General features: G+C 47.9%; 20 protein-coding genes. 1 reads left to right on the top strand and 19 read right to left on the bottom strand.

The features are described 5' to 3' along the window. Positions 1-542: 542 nt before the first annotated feature. The 5 genes from PaeBR_RS04365 to PaeBR_RS04345 all read right to left on the bottom strand — a co-directional run bounded on the left by PaeBR_RS04365 (position 543) and on the right by PaeBR_RS04345 (position 4,151). On the bottom strand, positions 543-869 hold the full coding sequence (locus PaeBR_RS04365; protein WP_410513670.1) for a hypothetical protein: 327 nt from the start codon (positions 867-869) through the stop codon (positions 543-545). A 126-nt stretch (positions 870-995) separates the two neighbouring features. Next, positions 996-1,697, bottom strand: a complete 702-nt coding sequence (locus PaeBR_RS04360) for a pirin family protein (protein ID WP_410513669.1) — start codon at positions 1,695-1,697, stop codon at positions 996-998. A 137-nt stretch (positions 1,698-1,834) separates the two neighbouring features. Continuing rightward, positions 1,835-2,482, bottom strand: a complete 648-nt coding sequence (locus tag PaeBR_RS04355; protein ID WP_410513668.1) for a nitroreductase family protein — start codon at positions 2,480-2,482, stop codon at positions 1,835-1,837. 161 nt (positions 2,483-2,643) lie between these two features. Next, positions 2,644-3,081, bottom strand: coding sequence for an RrF2 family transcriptional regulator (locus PaeBR_RS04350; protein WP_410513667.1), 438 nt, complete (start codon positions 3,079-3,081; stop codon positions 2,644-2,646). Between the two features lie 137 nt (positions 3,082-3,218). Continuing rightward, positions 3,219-4,151: a manganese-dependent inorganic pyrophosphatase gene (locus tag PaeBR_RS04345; protein WP_410513666.1), complete on the bottom strand. Its 933-nt coding sequence runs from the start codon at positions 4,149-4,151 to the stop codon at positions 3,219-3,221. Positions 4,152-4,300: 149 nt separating this feature from the next. On the opposite strand from PaeBR_RS04345, the gene PaeBR_RS04340 reads away from it, so the two are divergent. Continuing rightward, positions 4,301-5,278, top strand: coding sequence for a ring-cleaving dioxygenase (locus PaeBR_RS04340; protein WP_410513665.1), 978 nt, complete (start codon positions 4,301-4,303; stop codon positions 5,276-5,278). A 95-nt stretch (positions 5,279-5,373) separates the two neighbouring features. Here PaeBR_RS04340 and PaeBR_RS04335 read toward each other — a convergent pair whose 3' ends face one another. From PaeBR_RS04335 to PaeBR_RS04270, 14 genes are all read right to left on the bottom strand, one after another. Next, entirely contained in the window at positions 5,374-6,081 is a 708-nt protein-coding gene (locus tag PaeBR_RS04335) for a YjjG family noncanonical pyrimidine nucleotidase (RefSeq protein WP_410513664.1), read from the bottom strand. Between the two features lie 51 nt (positions 6,082-6,132). Continuing rightward, positions 6,133-6,651 carry a mismatch-specific DNA-glycosylase gene (locus PaeBR_RS04330; protein ID WP_410513663.1) on the bottom strand — a complete coding sequence of 173 codons (519 nt, stop codon included), beginning with the start codon at positions 6,649-6,651 and terminating at the stop codon, positions 6,133-6,135. 356 nt (positions 6,652-7,007) lie between these two features. Continuing rightward, positions 7,008-7,898 carry a carbohydrate ABC transporter permease gene (locus PaeBR_RS04325; RefSeq protein WP_410513662.1) on the bottom strand — a complete coding sequence of 297 codons (891 nt, stop codon included), beginning with the start codon at positions 7,896-7,898 and terminating at the stop codon, positions 7,008-7,010. A 15-nt stretch (positions 7,899-7,913) separates the two neighbouring features. After that, a complete protein-coding gene (locus PaeBR_RS04320; RefSeq protein ID WP_410513661.1) occupies positions 7,914-8,804 on the bottom strand; it encodes an ABC transporter permease in 891 nt (296 codons plus the stop codon). A 61-nt stretch (positions 8,805-8,865) separates the two neighbouring features. Beyond that, entirely contained in the window at positions 8,866-10,509 is a 1,644-nt protein-coding gene (locus PaeBR_RS04315) for an extracellular solute-binding protein (protein ID WP_410513660.1), read from the bottom strand. Positions 10,510-10,821: 312 nt separating this feature from the next. Next, the gene (locus PaeBR_RS04310) at positions 10,822-12,234 is read right to left on the bottom strand and encodes a helix-turn-helix domain-containing protein (RefSeq protein ID WP_410513659.1); all 1,413 of its coding nucleotides are present in this window, start codon (positions 12,232-12,234) and stop codon (positions 10,822-10,824) included. Next, a complete protein-coding gene (locus PaeBR_RS04305; RefSeq protein WP_410513658.1) occupies positions 12,227-13,939 on the bottom strand; it encodes a sensor histidine kinase in 1,713 nt (570 codons plus the stop codon). The genes PaeBR_RS04310 and PaeBR_RS04305 overlap by 8 nt, the downstream gene beginning before the upstream one ends. Before the next feature lie 367 nt (positions 13,940-14,306). Further along, the gene (locus PaeBR_RS04300) at positions 14,307-16,328 is read right to left on the bottom strand and encodes a DUF6449 domain-containing protein (RefSeq protein WP_410513657.1); all 2,022 of its coding nucleotides are present in this window, start codon (positions 16,326-16,328) and stop codon (positions 14,307-14,309) included. Continuing rightward, positions 16,303-17,205 (bottom strand): ABC transporter ATP-binding protein, encoded by a 903-nt coding sequence (locus PaeBR_RS04295; protein WP_410513656.1) that lies wholly within the window; start codon positions 17,203-17,205, stop codon positions 16,303-16,305. Before PaeBR_RS04295 ends, PaeBR_RS04300 begins: the two co-directional genes overlap by 26 nt. Next, positions 17,198-17,587: a GntR family transcriptional regulator gene (locus PaeBR_RS04290; protein WP_410513655.1), complete on the bottom strand. Its 390-nt coding sequence runs from the start codon at positions 17,585-17,587 to the stop codon at positions 17,198-17,200. The genes PaeBR_RS04295 and PaeBR_RS04290 overlap by 8 nt, the downstream gene beginning before the upstream one ends. 143 nt (positions 17,588-17,730) lie before the next feature. Then, entirely contained in the window at positions 17,731-18,498 is a 768-nt protein-coding gene (locus tag PaeBR_RS04285; protein ID WP_410513654.1) for an amino acid ABC transporter ATP-binding protein, read from the bottom strand. Between the two features lie 15 nt (positions 18,499-18,513). Next, complete coding sequence (locus PaeBR_RS04280; protein WP_410513653.1) at positions 18,514-19,173, bottom strand: amino acid ABC transporter permease; 660 nt, start codon at positions 19,171-19,173, stop codon at positions 18,514-18,516. A gap of 30 nt (positions 19,174-19,203) precedes the next feature. Then, positions 19,204-19,977, bottom strand: a complete 774-nt coding sequence (locus PaeBR_RS04275; RefSeq protein ID WP_410513652.1) for an amino acid ABC transporter substrate-binding protein — start codon at positions 19,975-19,977, stop codon at positions 19,204-19,206. 187 nt (positions 19,978-20,164) lie between these two features. After that, the gene (locus tag PaeBR_RS04270) at positions 20,165-21,868 is read right to left on the bottom strand and encodes an MFS transporter (protein WP_410513651.1); all 1,704 of its coding nucleotides are present in this window, start codon (positions 21,866-21,868) and stop codon (positions 20,165-20,167) included. Positions 21,869-21,913: the final 45 nt, after the last annotated feature.

The raw sequence follows: 21,913 nt of genomic DNA, 5'->3' as shown, positions 1-21,913 counted from the left end.
GAGTAAATAACTAACCTGAAGTGTTAGATGTACTCGGAAGTGATCTGGAACTAACAAGTCTTGGACTAGCCATATAAGTTGAACTAAAGATTTTGACCTATGCTGTGGGGTGTTTACCCGTAACTACGGGGAATGTTTGGAATTCCGGCCGCTGCCCATCCCCAGATGTTTTGGATTAGACCGCTTGCATCGGTGAACATCCGGGGACAAAGGTGGTCGCTATCGCTCCTCCAGTTCCAAACCTCCCCTCGTTAACTCTCCCCTTTCATAATAGAATTCTTTAGTTCGGTTTATAGAGTAATATTCTGTTTTGCTTTTAATTGTACTTCGTACAGCTAAACTGCTTAGTTTTTGTGGAATCGGTCGCTTAATTGCACTTGGTGCAACTATATCTTCGGTAGAGTGCCGAAACAGTGTTTAGCTGTTTTTTAATTGTACCGAGTGCAACTAAAAGCCGGCGGAAGCGATTTTTGGGCAAAATAAGTGTATGAAGTGCAATTAATTAATTATAGTAACGACACACCTGGCAGTACGTGCAATGATCACTCCCAGTATTGATCCGGCCGGTACTCAATCTCCGATTGAACCGACAACGTTAAACACTTAGCCGCTTCGTCATAGACTACCGGGTTGTCGCCGACATAGTACCAATGCTTGATAGTCGGTCCGTCTTCCGGTTCTTCAAAGCGAAATACATTCAGCTCGGACTTCAGCTCCACCACCGCCGCACCCTTGTCGGCAGGTACGCCGCATAAGGTAATCAGCGTAAGTTCACCCTTTTGATCAAAAGTGTAGGTCACCCCCTCCGTGCTGCTGACGAGCATGCGGCCAGTTACCGAGTGTTTAACCAGTACTCTCTCCTGCACCATAATTGTCCCTCCTAAAAGCTTTGCGTAGCAAAGCTGGCTTCGTTAGCGTTTACTTAGCTTTGCGTAGCAAAGCTGGCTTCGTTAGCGTTTACTTAGCTTTGCGTAGCAAAGCTGGCTTCGTAAGCCTCACGGTAAATCAACCAGCATGAGGAAGGCCCCTTCCGGCGCAGTAAGCTTAAGCTCGCTGACTTCTGTAATCCTCGCCGAATCTCCCGGGTGCAGCATCGCATCCCCGCCCGCGCTGAGCTGTCCTTCAATGACATATATAAAAATGCGTCTTCCGGCTTCCTGATTAAATACCAGTTCCTGACCGGCAGTCATCCGGCTTAGATAAATCGTCATGTCCTGACCGATATCCACTACCTCTTCCGAGCCTTCAGCAGCTACAACCGGCAACAGCTTTCCTTCCAGCTTCGCCGGATCAAAGCGTCCTGTGGTATAGGATGGCGCTGTCCCGCGTGTCCGGGGCATGAACCAAAGCTGCAATAGGCGTACAGGTTCATCCTCCGACGGATTATGCTCCGTATGGATCGCACCCGTGCCTGCAGACATCCGCTGAATGCCGCCGAAGGTGGTCTCAGCTACATTGCCTAAGTTATCTTCATGCCGAAGCCTTCCCGATAGTACAATCGACACGATCTCCATATCGCTGTGGGGATGGGCACCAAAGCCTCTTCCGGGGAAGATTGTATCATCGTTGCAGACACGCATCGGACCAAATGCCGTATTGTCAGGATCGTAGAAATCCCCGAACGAGAAAATATGACTGCCCTTTAGCCAGCCGTGATCAAAGCGATGAGCGGAGTCCGCCGTATCTACCTGAATCATTTTTTCCCCTCCCAGTCATGGTCACATTGCAATACATTACTCAAGCTGCCGACTTGCCCTGGAAATATTGTAGCAGAAAGCGCGCGGAAAACAAAAAAGCCGACCAGTACGTTCTGATCGGCCCTGCTCCTGTGATTTTAGGCTTGAAATCCGTTCCAGTGGGTTACATCCTCCAAAGGCAATCTTACGGTCGGACGCCCTTCCACCGCCGCTTTTCCGAGCGCAATCAATATTACGGTTGCATAGCGCTGCGGGATTTGGAACAGCTCACGGAAGGCTCCGGCATTGTAGCCGCCCATCGGCACAGTGTCGTAGCCTTTTGCTTTTGCGGCCAGCATCAGCTGCATGGAAATCAAGCCGCCGTCTACAAGAGCGATATCCTTAAGTCTCTCGGGGCTCATACCGGAGTAAGCATTATAGGTGTTCGTAGCCATCATATCCCGTACCTCGGGGGTTATAAATCCAGCTTCAAGCGCCTGATCAAAAATAGTCTCTGCGTTGCGGTAGGCCTCCGTATCGCCAAGTACGGCTATTACAGCCGAGGCATCTACAACCTGCTGTTGATTGTTGGCAACCGGCAGCAGCTTTTCCTTCAATTCCTGATTGTTGATTACGATGAACCGCCACGGCTGAAGGTTGGAGGAAGAAGGCGCAAGAATGGCCTCACCCAAAAGCTCCTTGATTTCCTCGTCGGATATTTTCCAGGATGGATCATATTTCCGCACCGAATGCCGTTCCCGAATCACCTTGCTGAACTCCTGCTCTACTTTCAAATCAGTTGCCATCGCAGTATTTCCTCCTCATCCTAATCTCTGTATTCTGTGTACCTAAATACACAGTTAACATCAAAAAAATATATTTCTGCTTTCTGCATACACGAGTCTGTCTGTAATCTCCAGTAACTGTAGCTTAATACGCACAGTATAATTCAAACAACAAGACCCTGTCAATATCCCGCCTTGCGCACCATATCGGCAACCGTGTATTGCTCCAGCACACCTAGTACACTCCGGTCCATTTCCTCCAGAATATCTCCGCAGGCCGCCTTCATCTGCACACCGAAATCATTGACGCACATCGTATCATTCACCGCTTTATTACACGATTCCCCCACTTCAAGAGCCCGGTAAATTTCCGCCAGGGTCAAGTCTTCAGGGTCCTTGTTCAGCATATAACCGCCATCCCGCCCTTCTCTGGTCACGAGAATATGCTCACGGGTCAGCTTGGCTAGAATCCGTCTTAAAAGCGTTGCCTCTGACGAAAGGAGCTCGGCGATTTCACAGCTGGAACAGGCGTTTCCTTTCTTCGCCAGTATGACCAAAGCCTGGAGCACCAGACCGAATGATTTAAATTGGAGAGATCCTGTGTTTCGCGTTTTTGTCATTTTTCAGCCCTCCATCCCGTATGTGCTTGATTACTTAAATATAAACTCCACTCCCTATTGTAGCAAAAAAGAGCCCCGCCGCCATCACAAAATGATTTTGGCAGAAGCTCTTAACTTATCGTGCTAATTCGAACGTTCTACAGCTTGGCAATCGTTTCTGTAAGAACCGGTACGATTTGCGATTTGCGGGAGACAACGCCTTTAAGAAGGGCTTTGTTATCATCCAGCTTCACATTGTAGGCTTGCTCTACGGCACCTGCCGCACGACCCAGAGCCACTCCTACGGAATCGTTGTTCAGGATATCCGTCACTACAAAGAGGAACAGATCCAGTCCCTTTTCATCGATTATGGACGTAAGCGCGGCTTCCAGCTCATCTTGGCGGGAAAGTACGTCGTTCGTATCCACCGCATTTACTTGTGCGATTTCGACCTTGTATTCGCCCATTTTGAATTCCTTGGCATCCAGGGAAATAAGCTGTGCGATAGTCTTGTCGCTAAGATCAGCACCGGCCTTCAGCATTTCCAATCCGTAGCTTTCGGCATCCACACCGGCGATTTCAGCCAGCTCGCGTGCCGCAGCTACATCTTCTGCTGTACATGTCGGCGATTTGAACAGCAGGGAATCCGAGATGATTGCGGAGAGCATCAATCCGGCAACTTCCTTAGGAATAGCAACTCCATTTTCTTTATACAGCTTGTTCAGAATCGTTGCTGTACAGCCTACCGGCTCTGCACGGTAGTAAAGAGGATGAGCGGTCTCAAAGTTGGCGATCCGGTGATGATCGATAACCTCAACAACACGTACCTTATCAATATCATTCGCGCTCTGTTGGCGCTCATTATGGTCAACAAGAATAACCTGCTTCGCTTCGTCGGCTACATTCTCCACCAGACGCGGAGCCTGCACTCCGAATTGATCCAACGCATATTGGGTTTCACCGCTAACGTCTCCAAGACGAACGGCTTCAGCATCCCAGCCCAGCTCTTTTTTCAACACAGCATAGGCAATTGCAGAACAAATCGTATCCGTATCCGGATTTTTGTGGCCAAAAATCAAAGTTTTTTCCATTTCCAATCTCCTTACTTTGTTTTATTGTGAGAATAATATACCATACTTTGATAGGGTCTAGCCAGATTGGGCAGATTAACTTCCATCAAGCTTGCCTTTCCATTCAGGATATGACCCCGTAACCAAAACAGAATTGGAGGTATTACATTATGGAATTAACACTTAAAGGCCTTCACCACGTATCCGCCATTACTGCAAAGGCACCGGAGAACTTTAAATTTTACACTGAAGTGCTCGGTCTTCGCCTCATCAAAAAGACCGTCAACCAGGATGACATTTCCGTTTATCATTTGTTCTATGGAGATGAAAAAGGTAATCCCGGAACGGAGCTAACGTTCTTCGAAATCCCGATGGCAGGACACAACCAGGATGGCAACAATAGTATTTCGGCACTTTCCCTGCGCGTTCCCAGTGATGAAGCTCTTGCGTATTGGGATCAACGCCTGACAGAACACAAAGTGGAACACGGTACCATTACGGAGCTGGGCGGTCGGCAAACACTCTCTTTCCGGGATCACGAGGGACAACGCTTCATTCTCGTATCGGATGAGAACGATAAAGGGGTTGCAGGCGGCACACCATGGGCAAAAAGCCCTGTTCCTGCTGAGTACGGCATCGTTGGTCTGGGGCCGGCTCACCTTACGGTAGAAACAGCCGAGGATACCGCCGTTGTGCTCGAAGGTCTGCTTGGCTTCCGCCGCAAAGGCACATATCCTTCCACAGCAGCCGGACAGCCTGATGTCATTGTATTCGAGACCGGAGAAGGCGGCTCAGGCACTGAGGTTCACCTTGAAGAACGTAACAATCTGCCGCAGGAGCACCTCGGACGGGGCGGTGTCCATCATGTAGCGTTCCGCGTAGATAATGAAGAGGAACTAAAGCAATGGATTGAGCGTGTGCGCACCGTCCGCCTTCCTAATTCGGGCTTCGTTGACCGCTTCTACTTCCGTTCCCTGTACTTCCGGGAACCCAACGGCATTCTTTTCGAGCTGGCTACAGACGGTCCGGGCTTTGCTACAGACGAGCACATTGAACATTTGGGCGAATCCCTGGCCCTGCCGCCATTCCTGGAGTCCAAACGCCAGCAAATTGAGGCCCATCTGAAACCGCTGGATACACGGCCATAAGCAGCATAAGCTTCACAAATAAAAATAGACCTCAGGCTTGTTCCAACTAAGCCTTGAGGTCTATTTTCTTATGCCTGCTATGCAATGGACGGGGTTTAAGCGTTCGCGGGCTTATGCTTCTGACCGGCAATGTCCAACAGCTCCGACAGGCTGCTAATTTCATACTTCGGCTGAATCCCGGATTCATTTACCTTACCGAGCGGGTTAAACCAGCAAGTATCAATACCATAATTAATACCACCCTGAATATCAGAGGTCAGAGAGTCGCCTACAATGAGCACCTTGTCCTTATCGGAAATCCCCAGCTTGGCAAAAGCATACTCAAAAATACCGGTCTCCGGCTTCTGGCAGCCCGCTTCCTCGGATATAATGATCTGCTCAAAGGTTTCGCACAGCGGAGAACCCTGGATTCTGGAGGTCTGCACATCTTTGATCCCGTTCGTAATAATCGCCAGCCTGCAATGGGACAGCTCCCCGCACAGCTCTGCAGCCCCTTCGATCAGAAATGCCCCCTCGCTCAAAAAGCGCAAATAGGCAGCACTGAATTCCTGCGCATCAAGTTCAAGCTGGTGGGCAGCAAAAAGACGGTTGAATCGCTCTACCCGCAACACTTCGGAAGTAATGCGGCCCAATTCCAGGTCTCTCCACAGCACCTGATTGATCTCCTTGTAGCTGGCCTTGTAATCTTCTGCTCCCGTGGGCATTCCGAAGTAGAGAAATGCGCTGGACAGCGCATGGCCCTCAGCCATTCCATAATCAAAAAGTGTATCGTCGGCATCGAATAAAATAACGTCGTATTTCATGTTTTACTCCTTTTCTACGGAAGATCCAAGCCTGCTGCCATTATAATACCGTTACAGCTGCTCTGTCACAGCCTCATGCAGCCTCCGGTAAATATCTACAATACCGCTCAAAGGCATTCGGACCAAGCCACTGGACGAGGGTGCGACGAATTCACGGACGCCATCAACTATAGGCTCCGTTCTGTCCTGAAAGCCCCACTCCGCCCTTGTCCTCTGGCTGAACTCCGTATATACGCCTTTGCCAACAAAACAGGCCACTTCCGGACGGTATTGCTCCAGTTTAGCCCGGAGAAGCTCACGGCCACGCTTATATTCCTCACGCGTAATGTCCTCTACTCCACGTGTCGGACGGGCCACAATGTTCGTAAATCCATAGCCGAGCTTAAGGAGTTCTTCGTCCTCAGAGGCTTCGTACAGCCGCGGCGTCAGACCCGATTGATGCAGTATTCTCCAGAAGTTATTGCGCGGATTCGCATAATGATGCCCAAGCTCTCCCGAACGAATGCTGGGGTTAAAGCCGATAAAAACAATCTGCAAGCCCTGCTCCAGATGATCCTTTACTTCGTCCATACAGCATTCCTCCTCTAGTGCTTCGACTAATGATGAAAAACATGCCTCCCCCAACCTCCATCAGCGCGGCACGAAACAGCTTGTCGAGAGCATCATCCGGTATGCCCGCACTCTGACCGAACGCGGGCGCTTCCGCCTCGTAATGGCCCTAAGCTGTCGGATTATCGAGTCTTGGATTTCAGGCATACGTATTCCTCCTCAGGAAATCGAACCATATAACTCTCATAGAATGATGTAAAAAAAGCCATGAACTAATCGTCCATGGCCGGGCTAGTGTTCCTTAAGTTAAAATCATAATGTAGCCTTCCAGTGCTTGTCAACCTCGGCCAACCGCTCTACGATTTTAGCTGAGATTGTCAGCCTTTAACGGAGCCCAAAGTAATACCTTGAACAAAGTATTTTTGCAAAAAAGGATATACAATCAGAATCGGGAACATCGCAATAAAGATTTTAGCGGCATTCAGAGTCTGGTTGGAGATTTCGCTCAGTCGCTTCAGTGTTTCCGGATCATTATTTATTTTGGACATGTCCATCTGAATTACCATCTGCTGAATATATGTCTGTAGCGGATAGTTGCTTGGCTTGGTCATGAAGACCAGACCGCTGAAGAATTCGTTCCAATGTCCAACAATGCTGAACAGGGTAATAGTGGCCAGCACCGGCAAGGAAAGGGGAATGAACACCTTGAACAGGATGTACCAGGGTCCGGCTCCATCCACCAATGCGGCTTCCTCCAGCTCTTTGGGCAGGTTCCGGAAGAAATTGACTACGAGAATGACATTGAACACCGGTAGTCCGCCGGAAAGCACCAGCACCCATATGTTGTCAATGAGTCCATACGCTTTAACAGTTTGATAGAGCGGGATCAAGCCGCCACTAAACAGCATCGTGAACACCAGCACCCACATAAGATGGTTCCGAAACCGAAGTTCCTTATTGCTCTTGGACAACGGGTAAGCCGTGAGTACCGTGACGATAAAGCTGAGGGAAGCTCCCAACACCACACGTTTAACGGACACCCAAAAGGACAGGAAGAATGCGCTGTCCTTCATGATTTCCTTATAGGAATTTACATTGAGGCCAATCGGCCACAAACCGACATTTCCACCGGCCGCTGCCGCTCTGCTGCTGAGCGATACCATCAGCGTATACCAGAGAGGAAGAATGCACATGAACGCAATAAGCGCCAGCAGCAGGATCAGGCACACATTAAATATTTTAGAGAGAGCCGTTGTTTCTTTAACCATGTTTAACGCTCCTTATTAAAAAATCCGGTAGTTGGTGAACTTGTTGGCGAGAGAGTAGGAAATGGTAATAAGGATCAAGCCTACCGCGGATTTTAGAAGTCCTACCGCCGTAGCTAATCCATACTGCATATTCAGAAGTCCTTCCCGATAAACCCAAGTGTCAATAATGTCCCCGGTAGAATATACGAGTGGGTTATACAAGTTAAAGATTTGATCAAAACCGGCATTCAGCACATTCCCAAGGCTCAGAATCAGCAACAGAAAGATAGTTGGAGCAATACCGGGGAGGGTAATGTGAAGAAGTCTCCGCCAACGGTTGGCTCCATCCAGCGCCGATGCCTCATAGAGGGCCGGATTAATACCTGTCAGTGCAGCCAAGTAAATAATGGTATTAAATCCGAATTCCTTCCACACATCACTGCCAACTACAAGAAATGGAAACAGTCCGGGCTTACCCATGAACAGAACAGGTTCGGCACCGAAAATGGACAAAATATTGTTGACCGGACCGTTATAAGACAAAATGTCGATAATAATGCCGCTTAGAATGACCCAGGACAAAAAATGGGGCAGGTAGACCAAGGTCTGTACCCATCTTTTGAATATACTGCTCTGCACTTCATGCAGCAGAAGGGCGAAAATAACAGGTACTATAAGCTGGGCAATGATTTTCATAACCGCGATGAAGATGGTATTAAAGAAGATGATTTTGCTATCATTAAGTGTAAACATGTAACGAAAATTTTCCAGACCAATCCACTCTGAACCAAACACGCCTTGGACCGGGCTGTAATCCTCAAACGCAATAAGTACACCAAAGATCGGGACAAGGCTGAACATAATTAACCAGATATATCCCGGTAAGAGCATGAGGTAATAATGTTTTGAAAATCCCTTGTTTTTCACGCCGTTATTTCTCCTTCTGGATGGATGAAAGGGCCAATTATGGCCCCCTCATGAATTCCCCCTATTTTATCGTTTCCGCTATTTCAGCCGTGACCTGATCGCCGCCTTGTTTCTTCCAGTCTTGAACGAATTGATCAAAAGAATCGACCGGAGCGGCACCCATAATAATTTTCAGGAAAGCCGTTTTTTCCAGCTTCGACAAGTTAGCCCATTTCTTCACCACGGTTTCGGTCCGCAAATAAGAGGCACTCTCAAGTTTATTCACATTGCCATCCAGCAGGTTTTTCCCGCCCACGAACAAGGAATAGGCACGCATGAAATCCTTATCGGGCTGGTTCCAATACTCAATACTCAGATTGTCGTAAGGTTCCTTTTTGGAATTCTTAATTGTTTTCAACGTATTGCTCAGCAGCTTGTATTCCGCGAAGTCCCCAAAATCCTCCGGCTTCTTGGTGCCGGCCAGAAGTTCTTTAGCCGCGTTATATTCAAAAGAAATTTCATCAGTGGGAGCAAAGAAGTTACGGACCAGCATAAATTCATTACCGTATATGGATTCGTCTCTAAGATAAAAATTGTTCATCTTGATTGGCGCTTCCGGGTATTCAAATCCTTTCCGCACAACAAGATAGCTGTCTGTAGGATTGGTCTTCATCACAGAATACTTCCCGCTGGCATCCAGCGGCAGGGCATAAGATTGCCAGTTGGCCTTCGGATCGTTCTGCCAGGCACTCGGCAGCGGCCAATAACCTGCGTAAAATCCGCAGAAGAACATGCCGGCTTTGCCGTTAATGACCGTTTCTTCCGCCGCCTTGCGAATGCCGATTTCTTTATCAATCAGGCCTTGCGCATACATTTCCCGCAGCTTGGCAAGCGCTGTTTTGGTCTCCGGCTGGATAGACCCGTAAACCGGCTTGCCGTCGGCATCCTTCATCCAAAATCCGGGATGAGAATTGTAGGCTGAGAAAATGGCCGCGAAGTCGAAGTTCGGCGGACCTTGGGTAAAATCATTGAACAGTCCCGTGCCTGCGGCTATACCGATGGTATCCGCCTTGCCATTGCCGTCCGGGTCCTGTTCGACGAAGGCCTTTGCTACTTTCTCCAGATCTTCTACGGTTTGGGGCGGCTGCAGTCCAAGCTTGTCCAGCCAGTCCTGGCGAATCCACAGCCAGCTGAAATCCTGCGCGGTGACGGATGGAACTCCCATAATCTTTCCATCGAAGGTCGCTTGGCTCATCGCAAGGCCGTTCGTACTTTCAATAATCTTCTTGACTGCAGGAGATGCGTAATTGTTGTATTCATCTGTCAAATCCTCAATTTCTCCGGCTTTTACCATTTGATTCAGCTGCACCTGGTTAACGATCATCGCATCCGGCAAATCATTGCTGGCGATGGCCAGATTCATCTTCTGATCAAAATTTTCTTTGGCAACCTGCCAGGCGATTTGAAGGTCGATTCCCAGATTTTCTTTAATGGCTGTTTTCCAGACATTATTCTCAGGCGTTTCCCCTTTGGCAGACTTGAAGTTTGGATCTACACTGTAAGCAATATTGATTGTAACCGGTGTCTCGTATTTTCCAAATGGATCGGCCGGCTGTGAGCTTGTGCTCGCGGAATTGGAGTTGTTCGTAACATTCGAATTACTGGAACATGCAGTTGCAAGGACCATGGAAGCGGCAAGCAAAACAATTGCTTTTTTCTTTAACATCATTTCCCCTTCTTTCCTTATCTGTTACATTACATCCCTATTATAGAGGACGAAGACCATACGCTGAGATAGGCTATGAACGGAAGATCGGATAGAATAATGACGGCAATTAGGGTCAGCAGACAACATTAGCCCCCCTCCCAGTACACATTTACCTACCTTCATAAGAAGAAACGGCTTTGCCGTCCTTAAAGGGACGGTACCCGTTTCTCGTAAAAATATAAGGAAAATTATAGAGTAAAACTTGTACTTTCCTATATTTCAAAAAGAAAAACGCCGATCGTAATACGGCGTCTTTCTTCGTCCTCACTATTACACTAATCGATTAGAGTCTCCCGGTTGATTTGCCCGGTATTCGCTGGGCAGCATGCCGGTTAATTGGCGAAATACGCGGCTGAAATATTTCTCATCTGAATACCCTGTCTGTTCCGCAATCCAGATGATCGTTTTATTTGTATGCGATAACAGCTCCTTTGCCTTCTCCACCCGGATATAACGGGAGTACTCGTTAAAAGGTTTGCCTATGATATCTTTAAAACATTGGCTGAAATAGCTGCGGCTTAAATTCAGCCGTTGTGCGAGCTCAGCTGCCGTAAGCTGTCTGCTCATTTCTTCCTGGATCATATAGACCGCTGTGGACATACAATTCATGATCTCTTTCGAATAAGCCGTATGTCGGGTGGATTCCCGGATGATGCCGCGAACGTGGTTCAGCCACTGCTCCACATGAAACCAAAAGTGAACCGAATATATCATGGGAATATTGCCGGTCAGAGTCTGTCCGTACAAACGATTCCACTCAATCGCAAAGGAGTAAATCAGCCCCAGAAGCTGGCTTTCCTGCAGCCTCATCGCTTTTAGATCCCGAATTTTCTGATCAAAGATATAATCATCATGAGGCCATGCGGAATGCAGCCAGCTTTCTTTTATGTGGTTCAGTTCCAACTCATTCAGCCTGCTATACGGTTTATAGCGGTCTTTCAGGGAAGCCACCGTGGCAGGCCGGTCCGGGTGATACTCATAGAAAGATGCCCTCTCGATATACTCCCTAATCCACTGCTGGAGCTCCCTCCAGGCAGATCCTTGGAGATTGGACAAGTTGAGAAGCATGCAGCCCGGCACTCTTCCCACCAGATCCGACAAAAGGGTAAACAACTTGTTTTCCGCCCCCTCGTCAGGAAACCATACCCAGCTGCAGGAATTGACTTCCATCGCACCAGGAGGGAGCAGCTTATCCGAAAGACCATTTGCGTCGGATTCCCGATTCAAGTTTATAAGAACATATCCCTGCTCATGCTCATAAATGGCTTGAGCGGGGTGAACGGTCATACGGTTGAGGGGAGCCTGCTCGTGAATGCGCCCCGCTATTCGTGCCAGAACATCATCAAACTGTTCTTTCTCCAGCTGCACCTTGGCTATATAGTCTATAGCGCCTAGCCGAAGTACTTCCTGAATATATTCAAAATCCTGATGAAGCGTAAGCGCCACCATATGCAGGTTGGGATAGCGCTGGCGGGCTGCCCGCATAAGCTCAATACCGGACATCACCGGCATAGCCAGGTCAGTAAGCAGCAGATCCACTTCATTGCCTTCCAGAAACTCTAGCGCTTTCTGTCCATTGCTGGCTTCTCCGGCAACATGCATGTTGAATTTCTGCCATGGCATAGCCGAAATAAGTCCTTTTCTGACCAGCTTGTCGTCATCGACCACCAGAACTCTAATCATACTTGGGTTCCTCCTTCGAGATTGGCAAGATTAGCATGACTTTGGTACCCAGGTCTACTTGACTCTTTATTTCCAATCTGGCTCCCCCCTCATAGCGGGCCTCCAGCATTCGTTTGACATAATTCATTCCGATTCCCATTCCGACCTTGTTCTGCTCCACCGTGCGGTTATTCAACAGTTCATGAATGGCCTCTTCAGACATTCCCGAGCCGTTGTCCTGAATGGAGATTATAATATCCCGCTCAAGCTTGACCTGGACCTGAATAAATCCATCGTCGCTTAATCCATGATAAAGGGAGTTCTCAACCACGGGCTGAAGAATAAAACGGGGCACGGGCATCTTTAGTACATCGTCCTCCACTTCAATCCGGACATCGAACTGAAAATCATAGCGGATTTGCTGCAAAATCAGGTACTGCTTGAGCGCGTCAATCTCTTCTGCAATGGTGGAGGCTTGTCCCAGCTTTCCCAGGTTGTAATAAAGCAGCTTGTTTAGGGATTGCACAAGCCGATCAATCTCGTTTTGCCCGTTCATGACGGCCAACCAGTGAACCGTGTCCAGCGTGTTCATCAGGAAATGCGGGTTGATCTGATAAAGCAGCTTCTCCACTTCCATGTCCGCCCGATTCTTCTCCTTCTGCTTCACCTCATTAAACAAACTCCATACCTGCTTCTTCATATCTGCAAACTGATGAAGCAAAGAATCGAACTCCGGAATTTGGGTGGGCTTATGGTCCGGCATTTTTTGCCGATTTTGAGACATCCCTCTCATCTCCGTCTGAAAGATGCTTAGCGGTTTGTACACCATCTTCCACAATATCCAGGCCAGCAGCGTAGTCGTACAGAGGAAAAAGGCACAGGCCAAAAGAATCAGCAGCATCCACCGGTTCTTTTCCTGGTTATAATCGGAGTCAGAAATAATGGAAAAGACGCTCCAGTCTTGATTCGAGGTCTGCTTGTACCAGCGAAAGCCCTGATACGTACCCATATCTTTTCCCCTGATGGAATCCGGGAATGCTGCACCCTTCGCAAATACGCCGGACGCTTCACTGTAAGCAATCCGACCATTGCCATCGACGATAAGATGGGATACGGCGCCTCCAAACTGGTCGTTGTTCAAAATGCTCCGGGTCAGGTCGAACTCCGATTCAATATAAACATATACATCCTCACGGTCAGGCAGTTCCACCCTTCTTAATGCAGACAAAACATATTGATCCGAAAATTTGTTTACGCTTACATGCGGACCGAAATAGGAAATTCCGTAATATTTGGCCAACAGTGGCAGCTTGCCTGGTGAAAAATGGTCCTTGACCTTGAAATTCTCGAATTGCGTGGTGTCATCCTTTTCAAAATAGTATAACGCTAACCCGATGCTGGGATTCATAAAGGTAATCAGGTTCAATTCGCTTTTTAACTCATCCCTTAATTTCATATTTGTAAAAGAATCTCCCGAGGAATGCAGCACCTCGTCCAGCTGTTTTCCTATGGTTCCGCTGTAAGCCAACTGCTGGGAAATATGATTCAAATTGCTGAAGGTGTTCCCGAAGGAAAGCTCGACCTGCTTCAAGTTGCTTTGGATTCCGCTTTCGATTTTGTTATTGAAAATGGAATCAATCGTATAGTATGAAATGATAAAAATGGTTATAAACGGTATGCTTGAGCTGAGCAAAAAGATAAGAAAAACCCTTTTTTTAAACGTCATTTTAATTGTCGCTCCCTCCGTCATCCATATAAAAGGATATACCACGCTGCTGGATCCATCTATAAAAAGCGCCTAATTGAGTATAGTGCTTTAAGAAAGTTTACGTCAACGTCAACCCGTTCATGTTTTATGTTCGAGGTCTCAGGCTAAAGCCTGCTAAAAAAGCAACCTGTGACTGCCATACATATGTTCGCGCGCATCCTTACATTTACGCAAGAAAAACCCGAGGCTACGCCTCAGGTCCTTGTCTAAACCCATACGTCTGAGCAGTGAAAGGAAATTGGATATGGGGTTCCAACCGCTGTTGAAATAAATAAAGACGTCCTGTTAGGAGAATAAACTCCGGCGGGAACGTCTTTATTGGTTTTTATGGCATTATTAATTTTAAGGCAGGCGTTAATTCAGACTCCTTAAATGTGATGTATTCGGGATAACCTGTTTTGAATTTCAGCATCACCAGATAAGTACCGCTCCTTAGGTTGGTGTCACGCCGCTCATCCAGAAGGGCGTCGATCTTCTCCTTATCCGTAATCTCAACCATTCTATTCCCCTCTTTCGCAAGCTGGAAATAATCATCGGGGTTGTAGAAACGGTTGTTAGCCTCTTCACTGCCGCTGTTAGCCTGCTTTACGATTTCGGCCGACAGAACATCCTTTGCTGTAGTCAGCACCTTTTCGGCGTATCCCTTTGTCTCCAGCCATTTCCCTAGTTCATGGTAGGAAGATCGCCATGAATAATTGAAGAAGGGAACGTTAGGTTTATCATCCATACTAATCATGGTTTGTATGGAAGCGAGTGCCGACTTATTATCTGTCTGGTCTTCGTACGACAAATTCATAATTTCTTTCATCAAAATAGCTTTGAATTCCAAGATCTCCTCAGGGTCGGCTATTGTGACTTCTTTATCGCGGTTTCTTAACTGAATTCTGTCAATATTCTTATCCAGCTCGGATAATGTGTATTCAGCACGCTTATAGCTCTCCATTTCCATCACAGCCTTCAGCTCCGGTTCAAAGCCGGCCAACGGCACCAGATATTCTCTGGTCAACAAGCGGCCATTATCCAACTGGTAAGCTATGGATAAATTTTTGTATGCGGAATAATCATCCTCATAAGAAGAGCGGAGCTTATTCTCCGGACGAATGGCCGCAACCGTCAGGTGCAGCCTGCGTACTGCCGCAATAAATTCTTTATCACTGGATAGAGGGTTTGCCCTGGTAAAGGCAGTATTGCCAGACACTCTCATAGAATCGTCCTGCTGATACATCCTGTAATAGCTTCCCACATACACGCTGTCAATACGGTCGGCAGACGGAACTCTGGCTTCATATCCAGTCAGTCCCGATACAGGTATAAATAGCAAGAGCCCCAGAATTCCCCCGTACACGGCAAATTCAATAGTCATTGTCCGCTTCATAATCTGCCACGTTTTGCGAATAATCATTTCTGCGGCAATATAGCCAATAATAGCGCCTATGATATATCCCGCGAAAGCCCAGCCTACCTGAGCCCGCTTCATTTCTGCAAAATAGTTCCCTGCAACCAGCATAGCGCACAGCATGACTCCCGCCTTGAATAACGGATTGAAATACGTGAATGAAATCGCTTGGCCCGCTTTTTCAACCTGACGCTTGGAATACAGCAGATAAGACATCCCGATACACAATACGGATATAGCCCCGTAAATGACCAACTCGCCTGAGCTGTACGGAAGAGAGGGGTTCATGATCCTTATAAAAGGTGACCAGCTCTCGTTACTGTTACTAACGCTATACTGGTAAGAATAACCGTATAAATACAGCGAAAAATGAAATCTGAGCAGATGACTCAGAGCATCAGGAAGAATAAGCAGAGTGTAGGTTACTATTCCCTGCAACAGGGTCTGCCCCGTACATATTCCCACAAAAACGCTGAAACTGAACAGGAACACAGTAATAATGCTTAAGGCAATCGTCCAGCTCCAAAGATCTGCTCCGGTGAAAATGTACATATTCCCGTTCCACGGCAGAAGACATGCGGTAACCGCTGCTGTCAGCCAGACCGGCAGCAATAGAAGGAGCAGGCCGCTGGCCATATTTGCCGTAAGCAGATGACTTCTTCGAAGCGGAATACTATGAAGAAGATCGGCGGCGGGTTTAGCCTGAAGATAACGAAACAGAAATAAACCTGCAGCAATCGGAACTGAAATGATAAACAGCTGCTGTATACTATCGCCAATTTGAAATAAATTATGTACTACCCTGGGCTCCGAATACGGATCATTTCCCAATACCATTTGCATCGGCAGAGCGAACAGAAGGCCAAGGGTATAAATGATTCCGATCCATCCGTGCTGGCGGAAGTTTTGGCGCATTAAACCGCGATTAAAGAAGAATCGGCTGAAGGTCATATCCGGCATCCCCCATCTCATAAATAAATATTTCTTCCAGTGTCAGCGGGAGAAGATCAATTACATAGGGCTCGTATACACGGAAAGCCTCTGTAATTCGGTCCCGGTCCCCTTTTACAATGAACAGGTTGACACTTCCCCGGCGTTCCTGATGCAGAATCTGCAGCTTGGCAGAAAGAACCATTTCATGGCGTTCATCACGAAAGGCAACTTGGATTTTGTGGGTGTCCGCCTTTAAATCATCCAGATCCTTCTGAACCAGCATTTTTCCGCCATGCATAATCCCGACATGATCGCACAAGTCTTCAATTTCACGAAGGTTATGCGAGGAAATGATGACTGTTAATTGACGCTCGGCAACCTCCTGAAACAGCAGATTCTTGATCTGCCGCCGCATCACCGGATCAAGCCCGTCAATCGGTTCATCCATAATAAGCACATCCGGCATGCAGCTTAAACCCAACCAGAATGAAGCCTGCCGCTGCATACCTTTAGAGAAACGGCTAAGCTTGCGTTTGGTATCCAGACGAAAAATGGACGCTAGCTCCTCAAAACGTTGTTGACTCCAACCCGGATAAATGGAACGATAAAAGCCAGCCATTTGCATGATTGAGGATTGTGGAAAGAAATACGGACTGTCTGGCATAAAAATAATCCGTTCTTTGATCTCCCGACGTTCATACACTGCAACTCCGTCTACCTTCACCGTTCCCGTCTCTGGAGAATAAATGCCAGCCAGAATCTTAAGCAGCGTTGTTTTCCCTGCACCGTTCGACCCGAGCAGCCCGAAAATAGTTCCTTTATGTACGGTTAATGAAATGTTGTCCACTGCCTTCTCACCCAAAAAACCCTTGTTCACTGAACGCACCTCAATCATGAGCAATCCCCCTCTCTCTTACACTTTCCGCTTGCCGGTACAGTTCACTAATCTCCGTGGCTGTAAACCCCAGATACACGGCTTCTGCCATCAACCGCAGCAGTCCGTCCCGTACCTCAGCCTTTATAGCTTCATTCTGGCCTTGCTGCATAGGGGCTACAAAGCTTCCCTTCCCTTGCAGGGAGTAAATATACCCTTCACGTTCCAGCTCTCTGTAGGCCTTCTGAATAGTGTTGGGATTCACAGTTAGCTGTGAGGATAAAGTCCGTACGGAAGGGAGTTGCTCGTCAGGATGCAAAATCCCGTGCAGAATCATCTCCTTAACCTTATCAATTAACTGCTCGTATATCGGCTTGCGGCTGCGAACGTCCAGTTCGAACATGACCAACCTCCTTTCACTTGTTGCATCAGCACCTAAACCTGTACCTCAGGTGTATTAACTGTACTACTATTAATAATACAGTTAAACCAATTTGTCAACGTAAAAAAAAGACGCCCATCATGTATGATGAAGCGTCCTTGTTATTATTGGTTATTGGAGTCACTAAGCTCAACCCTGCTTAAAAACATCCGGGTCCGTTCCAGCTTTGGACTTCCGAAGATTTCCTCCGGCGTTCCTGACTCGGCGATTTCACCGTTGTCCATGAAGATCACCCGGTCCGCTACATCGCGGGCAAAATTCATCTCATGGGTAACGATAACCATCGTCATGTTCTCCTCAGCAAGCTGGCGGATGACACGCAGCACCTCGCCGGTCAACTCGGGATCAAGCGCCGAGGTCGGCTCATCGAACAGCAGGATATCGGGATTCAGCATCAGCGCTCTGGCGATAGCCACCCGCTGCTTCTGTCCGCCCGACAGCATGGAAGGATATACGTCCGCTTTATCGGCGAGGCCCACCTTGGAGAGCAGATCCTTGCTTCTGGCTGTAATCTCCTCAACACTTTCCCGTTTCAATGTGCGCGGGGCAAGCTCCAGATTCCCCTGCACGGTTAAATGGGGAAACAAATTAAAGTGCTGAAACACCATACCCATCGACGCGGTAATCCCGCGAATGTCGGCCGCGCTGACGTATTTACCGTTCTCAACCAGCGGCTTGCCGTGAATGAATATGCTGCCTCCGGTCACCTCTTCCAAATGCACGAGACTGCGCAGCATCGTACTTTTACCGGAACCGGAAGGCCCGATTACCGCTACCGCTTCCCCCGGGTTCACGGAAAAGGTAACCTTTTTCAGCACATCGAGGCTGCCGAATGATTTCTGCAAATCCTGTACTTCTATCATACTGCTCATATTTGGACAGTCCTTCTACTCAAATTTGAAACGTTTCTCCAATGCTTTGAAGAACAGCGTCAGCACCAGAGTCATCAGTAAATAAATAACGCCTGCCACTACAAACGGAGTTACCGTGAAATCACGGTTCACCGCTGTTTTAGCATAGTTCAGCAGCTCCGGCACAGCAACCGCATAGAGCAGCGCGGTATCTTTAACCAGAGTGATGGATTCGTTCGCCACCGCAGGCAAAGCGACCCGGAACATTTGGGCGAGAATGACCTTTCGCAGGGTCTGCCATTTGCTGAGACCAAGTACCTTAGCCGCTTCATGCTGGCCTTTATCAATCGAGAGCATGCCGCCGCGGAAAATCTCTGCGAAATAGGCTCCATAATTAAGAATAAAACCAAGACTGGCCGCCACGAAGCGGTCCATGACGAGATACTGCCCGATCACCGGGATCTGCGGCAGGCCAAAGCAAAAGAACAGCAGCTGCAGCAGAAGCGGAGTGCCCCGCATGACATAAATGTAGGTATGCGCGATCCATGATAACGGCTTGATGACGCTCTTAGCCATTAATGTTACCAGGAATCCCAAAGGAATTGATAGCACTATAACAACTAGAAATAAGAAAACTGTCGTTCGTGCTCCCTCTAACATTGGCCCGGAAATTCTAATAATATATTCCAGATTCATTTCTCCAACCGACTCCTAAATGATAACAATCTAATTCAGAACCTTGTTCTCTCCAAACCACTTCGTAGAAATCTCAGCAGCGGTTCCGTCGCTGTTCAGCTCATCCAGCGCCTTTTGCAGTTCTTCGAGCAGCGCTTCGTTTCCTTTTTTGATACCGACACCGTATTGCTCCGGAGCAAGAGATTCATCCAGCAGCTTGTAGGTGTTCGGCTCTTTGGACATATAGTATCTTGCTACCACTTCATCAATGACTACTCCATCCAGACGTTTTGTCTTCAAATCCGTCAGGGCAAGAACGTTGTCCGGAAATTCGGATACGTTGGCGATCTTGTCTTTGACCGGACTGGCATTCAGAGCGTCGGCAGCCGACGACAGGCTTTGCAATCCAACCTCTTTACCGGCCAGATCATCCAGCTTCGACAAAGCGGAGTCAGCAAGAACGACTACTACCTGACTGTTCTCCAGATACGGCTTGGTGAAGAGTACCTTTTCCTTGCGCTCATCCGTTATGGTATAACCGTTCCAAATCATATCAATACGTCCGCTGTTTAGCTCGGACTCTTTTGCCGACCAGTCAATCGGCTGGAAGGTTACCTCTTTGCCCATTTTCTCAGCCGCCGCTTTCGCGTAGTCAATATCGAAACCGACAATTTCATTGTTATCATCTCTAAATCCCATTGGAGCGAACTTATCATCTATACCAATAACCAGCTTGCCATCATTGCTTCCTGAACTCGAGCAGCCTGCCAGTGCAGCAACAACAACCATAATGACTAATAAGACCCATAATCCTTTTTTCTTCATTCTCTCTACTCCTCCTAGTAAATAACACACTATAGCGTGTGCTTTAGTTCGTTAACACGTTATCAAAGTATCATAATAACATAGCATGTGAACTCCGTCGATAGAGAAGAGGACATATCTGTGTCAAAATCAAAAAGCAGTGCCGCACTCAGGCAATCTGAGCATGGCTACTGCTTTAGAGTTCTCTCTATAATTCAGTTACCTGTTTCTCCTCATAGGTAAACTCACTCTCTTCCTGCCGTTTCCTGCGCTGATCGCTTAACAGGGCGAACAGGATACCCGGGAGCAGCAGGTAGCTTGCGAACACAAATGTCTGGCTGAACGCTTTTACCGACGCATTCTGCATCTTGTCTCCAGCCTGTAATAGCAGCCGCTTTATTTCCCGGAACTGATTCTCGCGATCTGCAAAGAACGCCTTCTGCTGCTCCGGCGCTAGCTTGGACGCGGCAAGCTCCACTCCCTTAATTGCAGCACTGGAGACATCTGCTCCTGCAGCACCCTTCGTCGATCCGGAGGCATCACCCTTCCCCAAAGAACCCAATACACTGACAAGCGCATTCTTGACGAAAGGCTCCAGAACCGCATCCTTTTGTACCGCCTCTATGGCACGGATATTTGCCGCCCCCAATTGCTCCGTTAAATTCTGCTGCAGTACGGTCACAATGATCGCCACGCCGAGCACACTGCCCAGTGCCTTCGTCATATTAATGACGCCTGAAGAAATGCCAACCTTCTCTTCAGGCACGTTACGAACTGCGGAAGACATCACCGGCGCCATCGTGAAGCCTACTCCAATACCCGCTACACCAAGCCGGAGCAACACCTCCACAACGGTGGAACTGGCATCCAAGCCGCTCAAGGAGTAAGTAGCACCTACTAAAAGAGTTATTCCTGCCACTGCGAACCAATGGCTCCCAAATTTATTGGATAAAGGGCCTGAAATAGCTGAGCTTAGGATTGACCCTACTGCAAGCATGGACAAGACTAACCCAGCCTTCAATTCAGTCATGCCCATCATTCGGGTAAGAAAAAAGGATGTCAGCAAGGATATATTCATGAGGGCTGCACCAACTACAAACAAAGTCAGGGCTGCACCGTTAAAGGTTCTGATTTTTAGCAGTGACAAGGGAAGCATTGGTTCCTTCCCCTTCCATTGTGTAAAGAAGAAGAACAGAAGAAACAGGATACCCACGGTCAGCAGCATCAAGATGTATCCGGAATCCCACCCATAGTCTTTGACTTTAATTAACGCATACGTAATAAAGAACATCCCCCCGGTTATCCCCAGCATTCCGGCATAATCAATAGATCGACCTGCAGAGCTGTCCCTGGATTCCTTAATGAACAAAAACGTCAGTACAATGCTCAGCAGTCCAAGCGGTACATTCACAAAAAAGATCCACTGCCAATTCAGCTTCTCTGTGATGATTCCACCTAGTGCCGGACCACTTGCAGCGGCAAGGCCCGAGACCGCGCCCCATATGCCTATTATCAGACCGTGCATCTCTTTCGGAAACGTCGTTGTGGTAAGCGGAATCGTAACCGGTACAATGACCGCTCCCGCGAGTCCCTGCACAACTCTAAGTGCAATCAGCATACCTAACGACGTCGCAAAGCCGGCCAACAGCGAGGCCACGGTAAAAAGCATAATGCCCGCCAGAAAAACCTTCTTTCGCCCAAATTGATCGGCTAACCTCGAAGCCGTCAGAATGAATACAGCGAAAGCCAGGTTATACCCGTTCATCACCCAAGAAATCTGCGTCACCGTGCCTCCGAAATGTCGCGTCATCTCGGGCAAGGCAATATTAATAATCGTCGTATCCAGCAGCGCCATAAAAAATCCCAGTACGATGGCTGTAAAAGAAAAGGCCCTCTTCATTCCTAAACTCATTTCCCACACTCCCTCTGTATAATACGAACTTAAGTTCATGTTTAG

It is taken from the genome of Paenibacillus sp. BR2-3, assembly GCF_046529485.1.
Classification (GTDB): domain Bacteria; phylum Bacillota; class Bacilli; order Paenibacillales; family Paenibacillaceae; genus Paenibacillus_AQ.
Note: the sequence above shows the minus strand (reverse complement) of the source record. Positions and strands in the feature narration are given on the sequence as shown.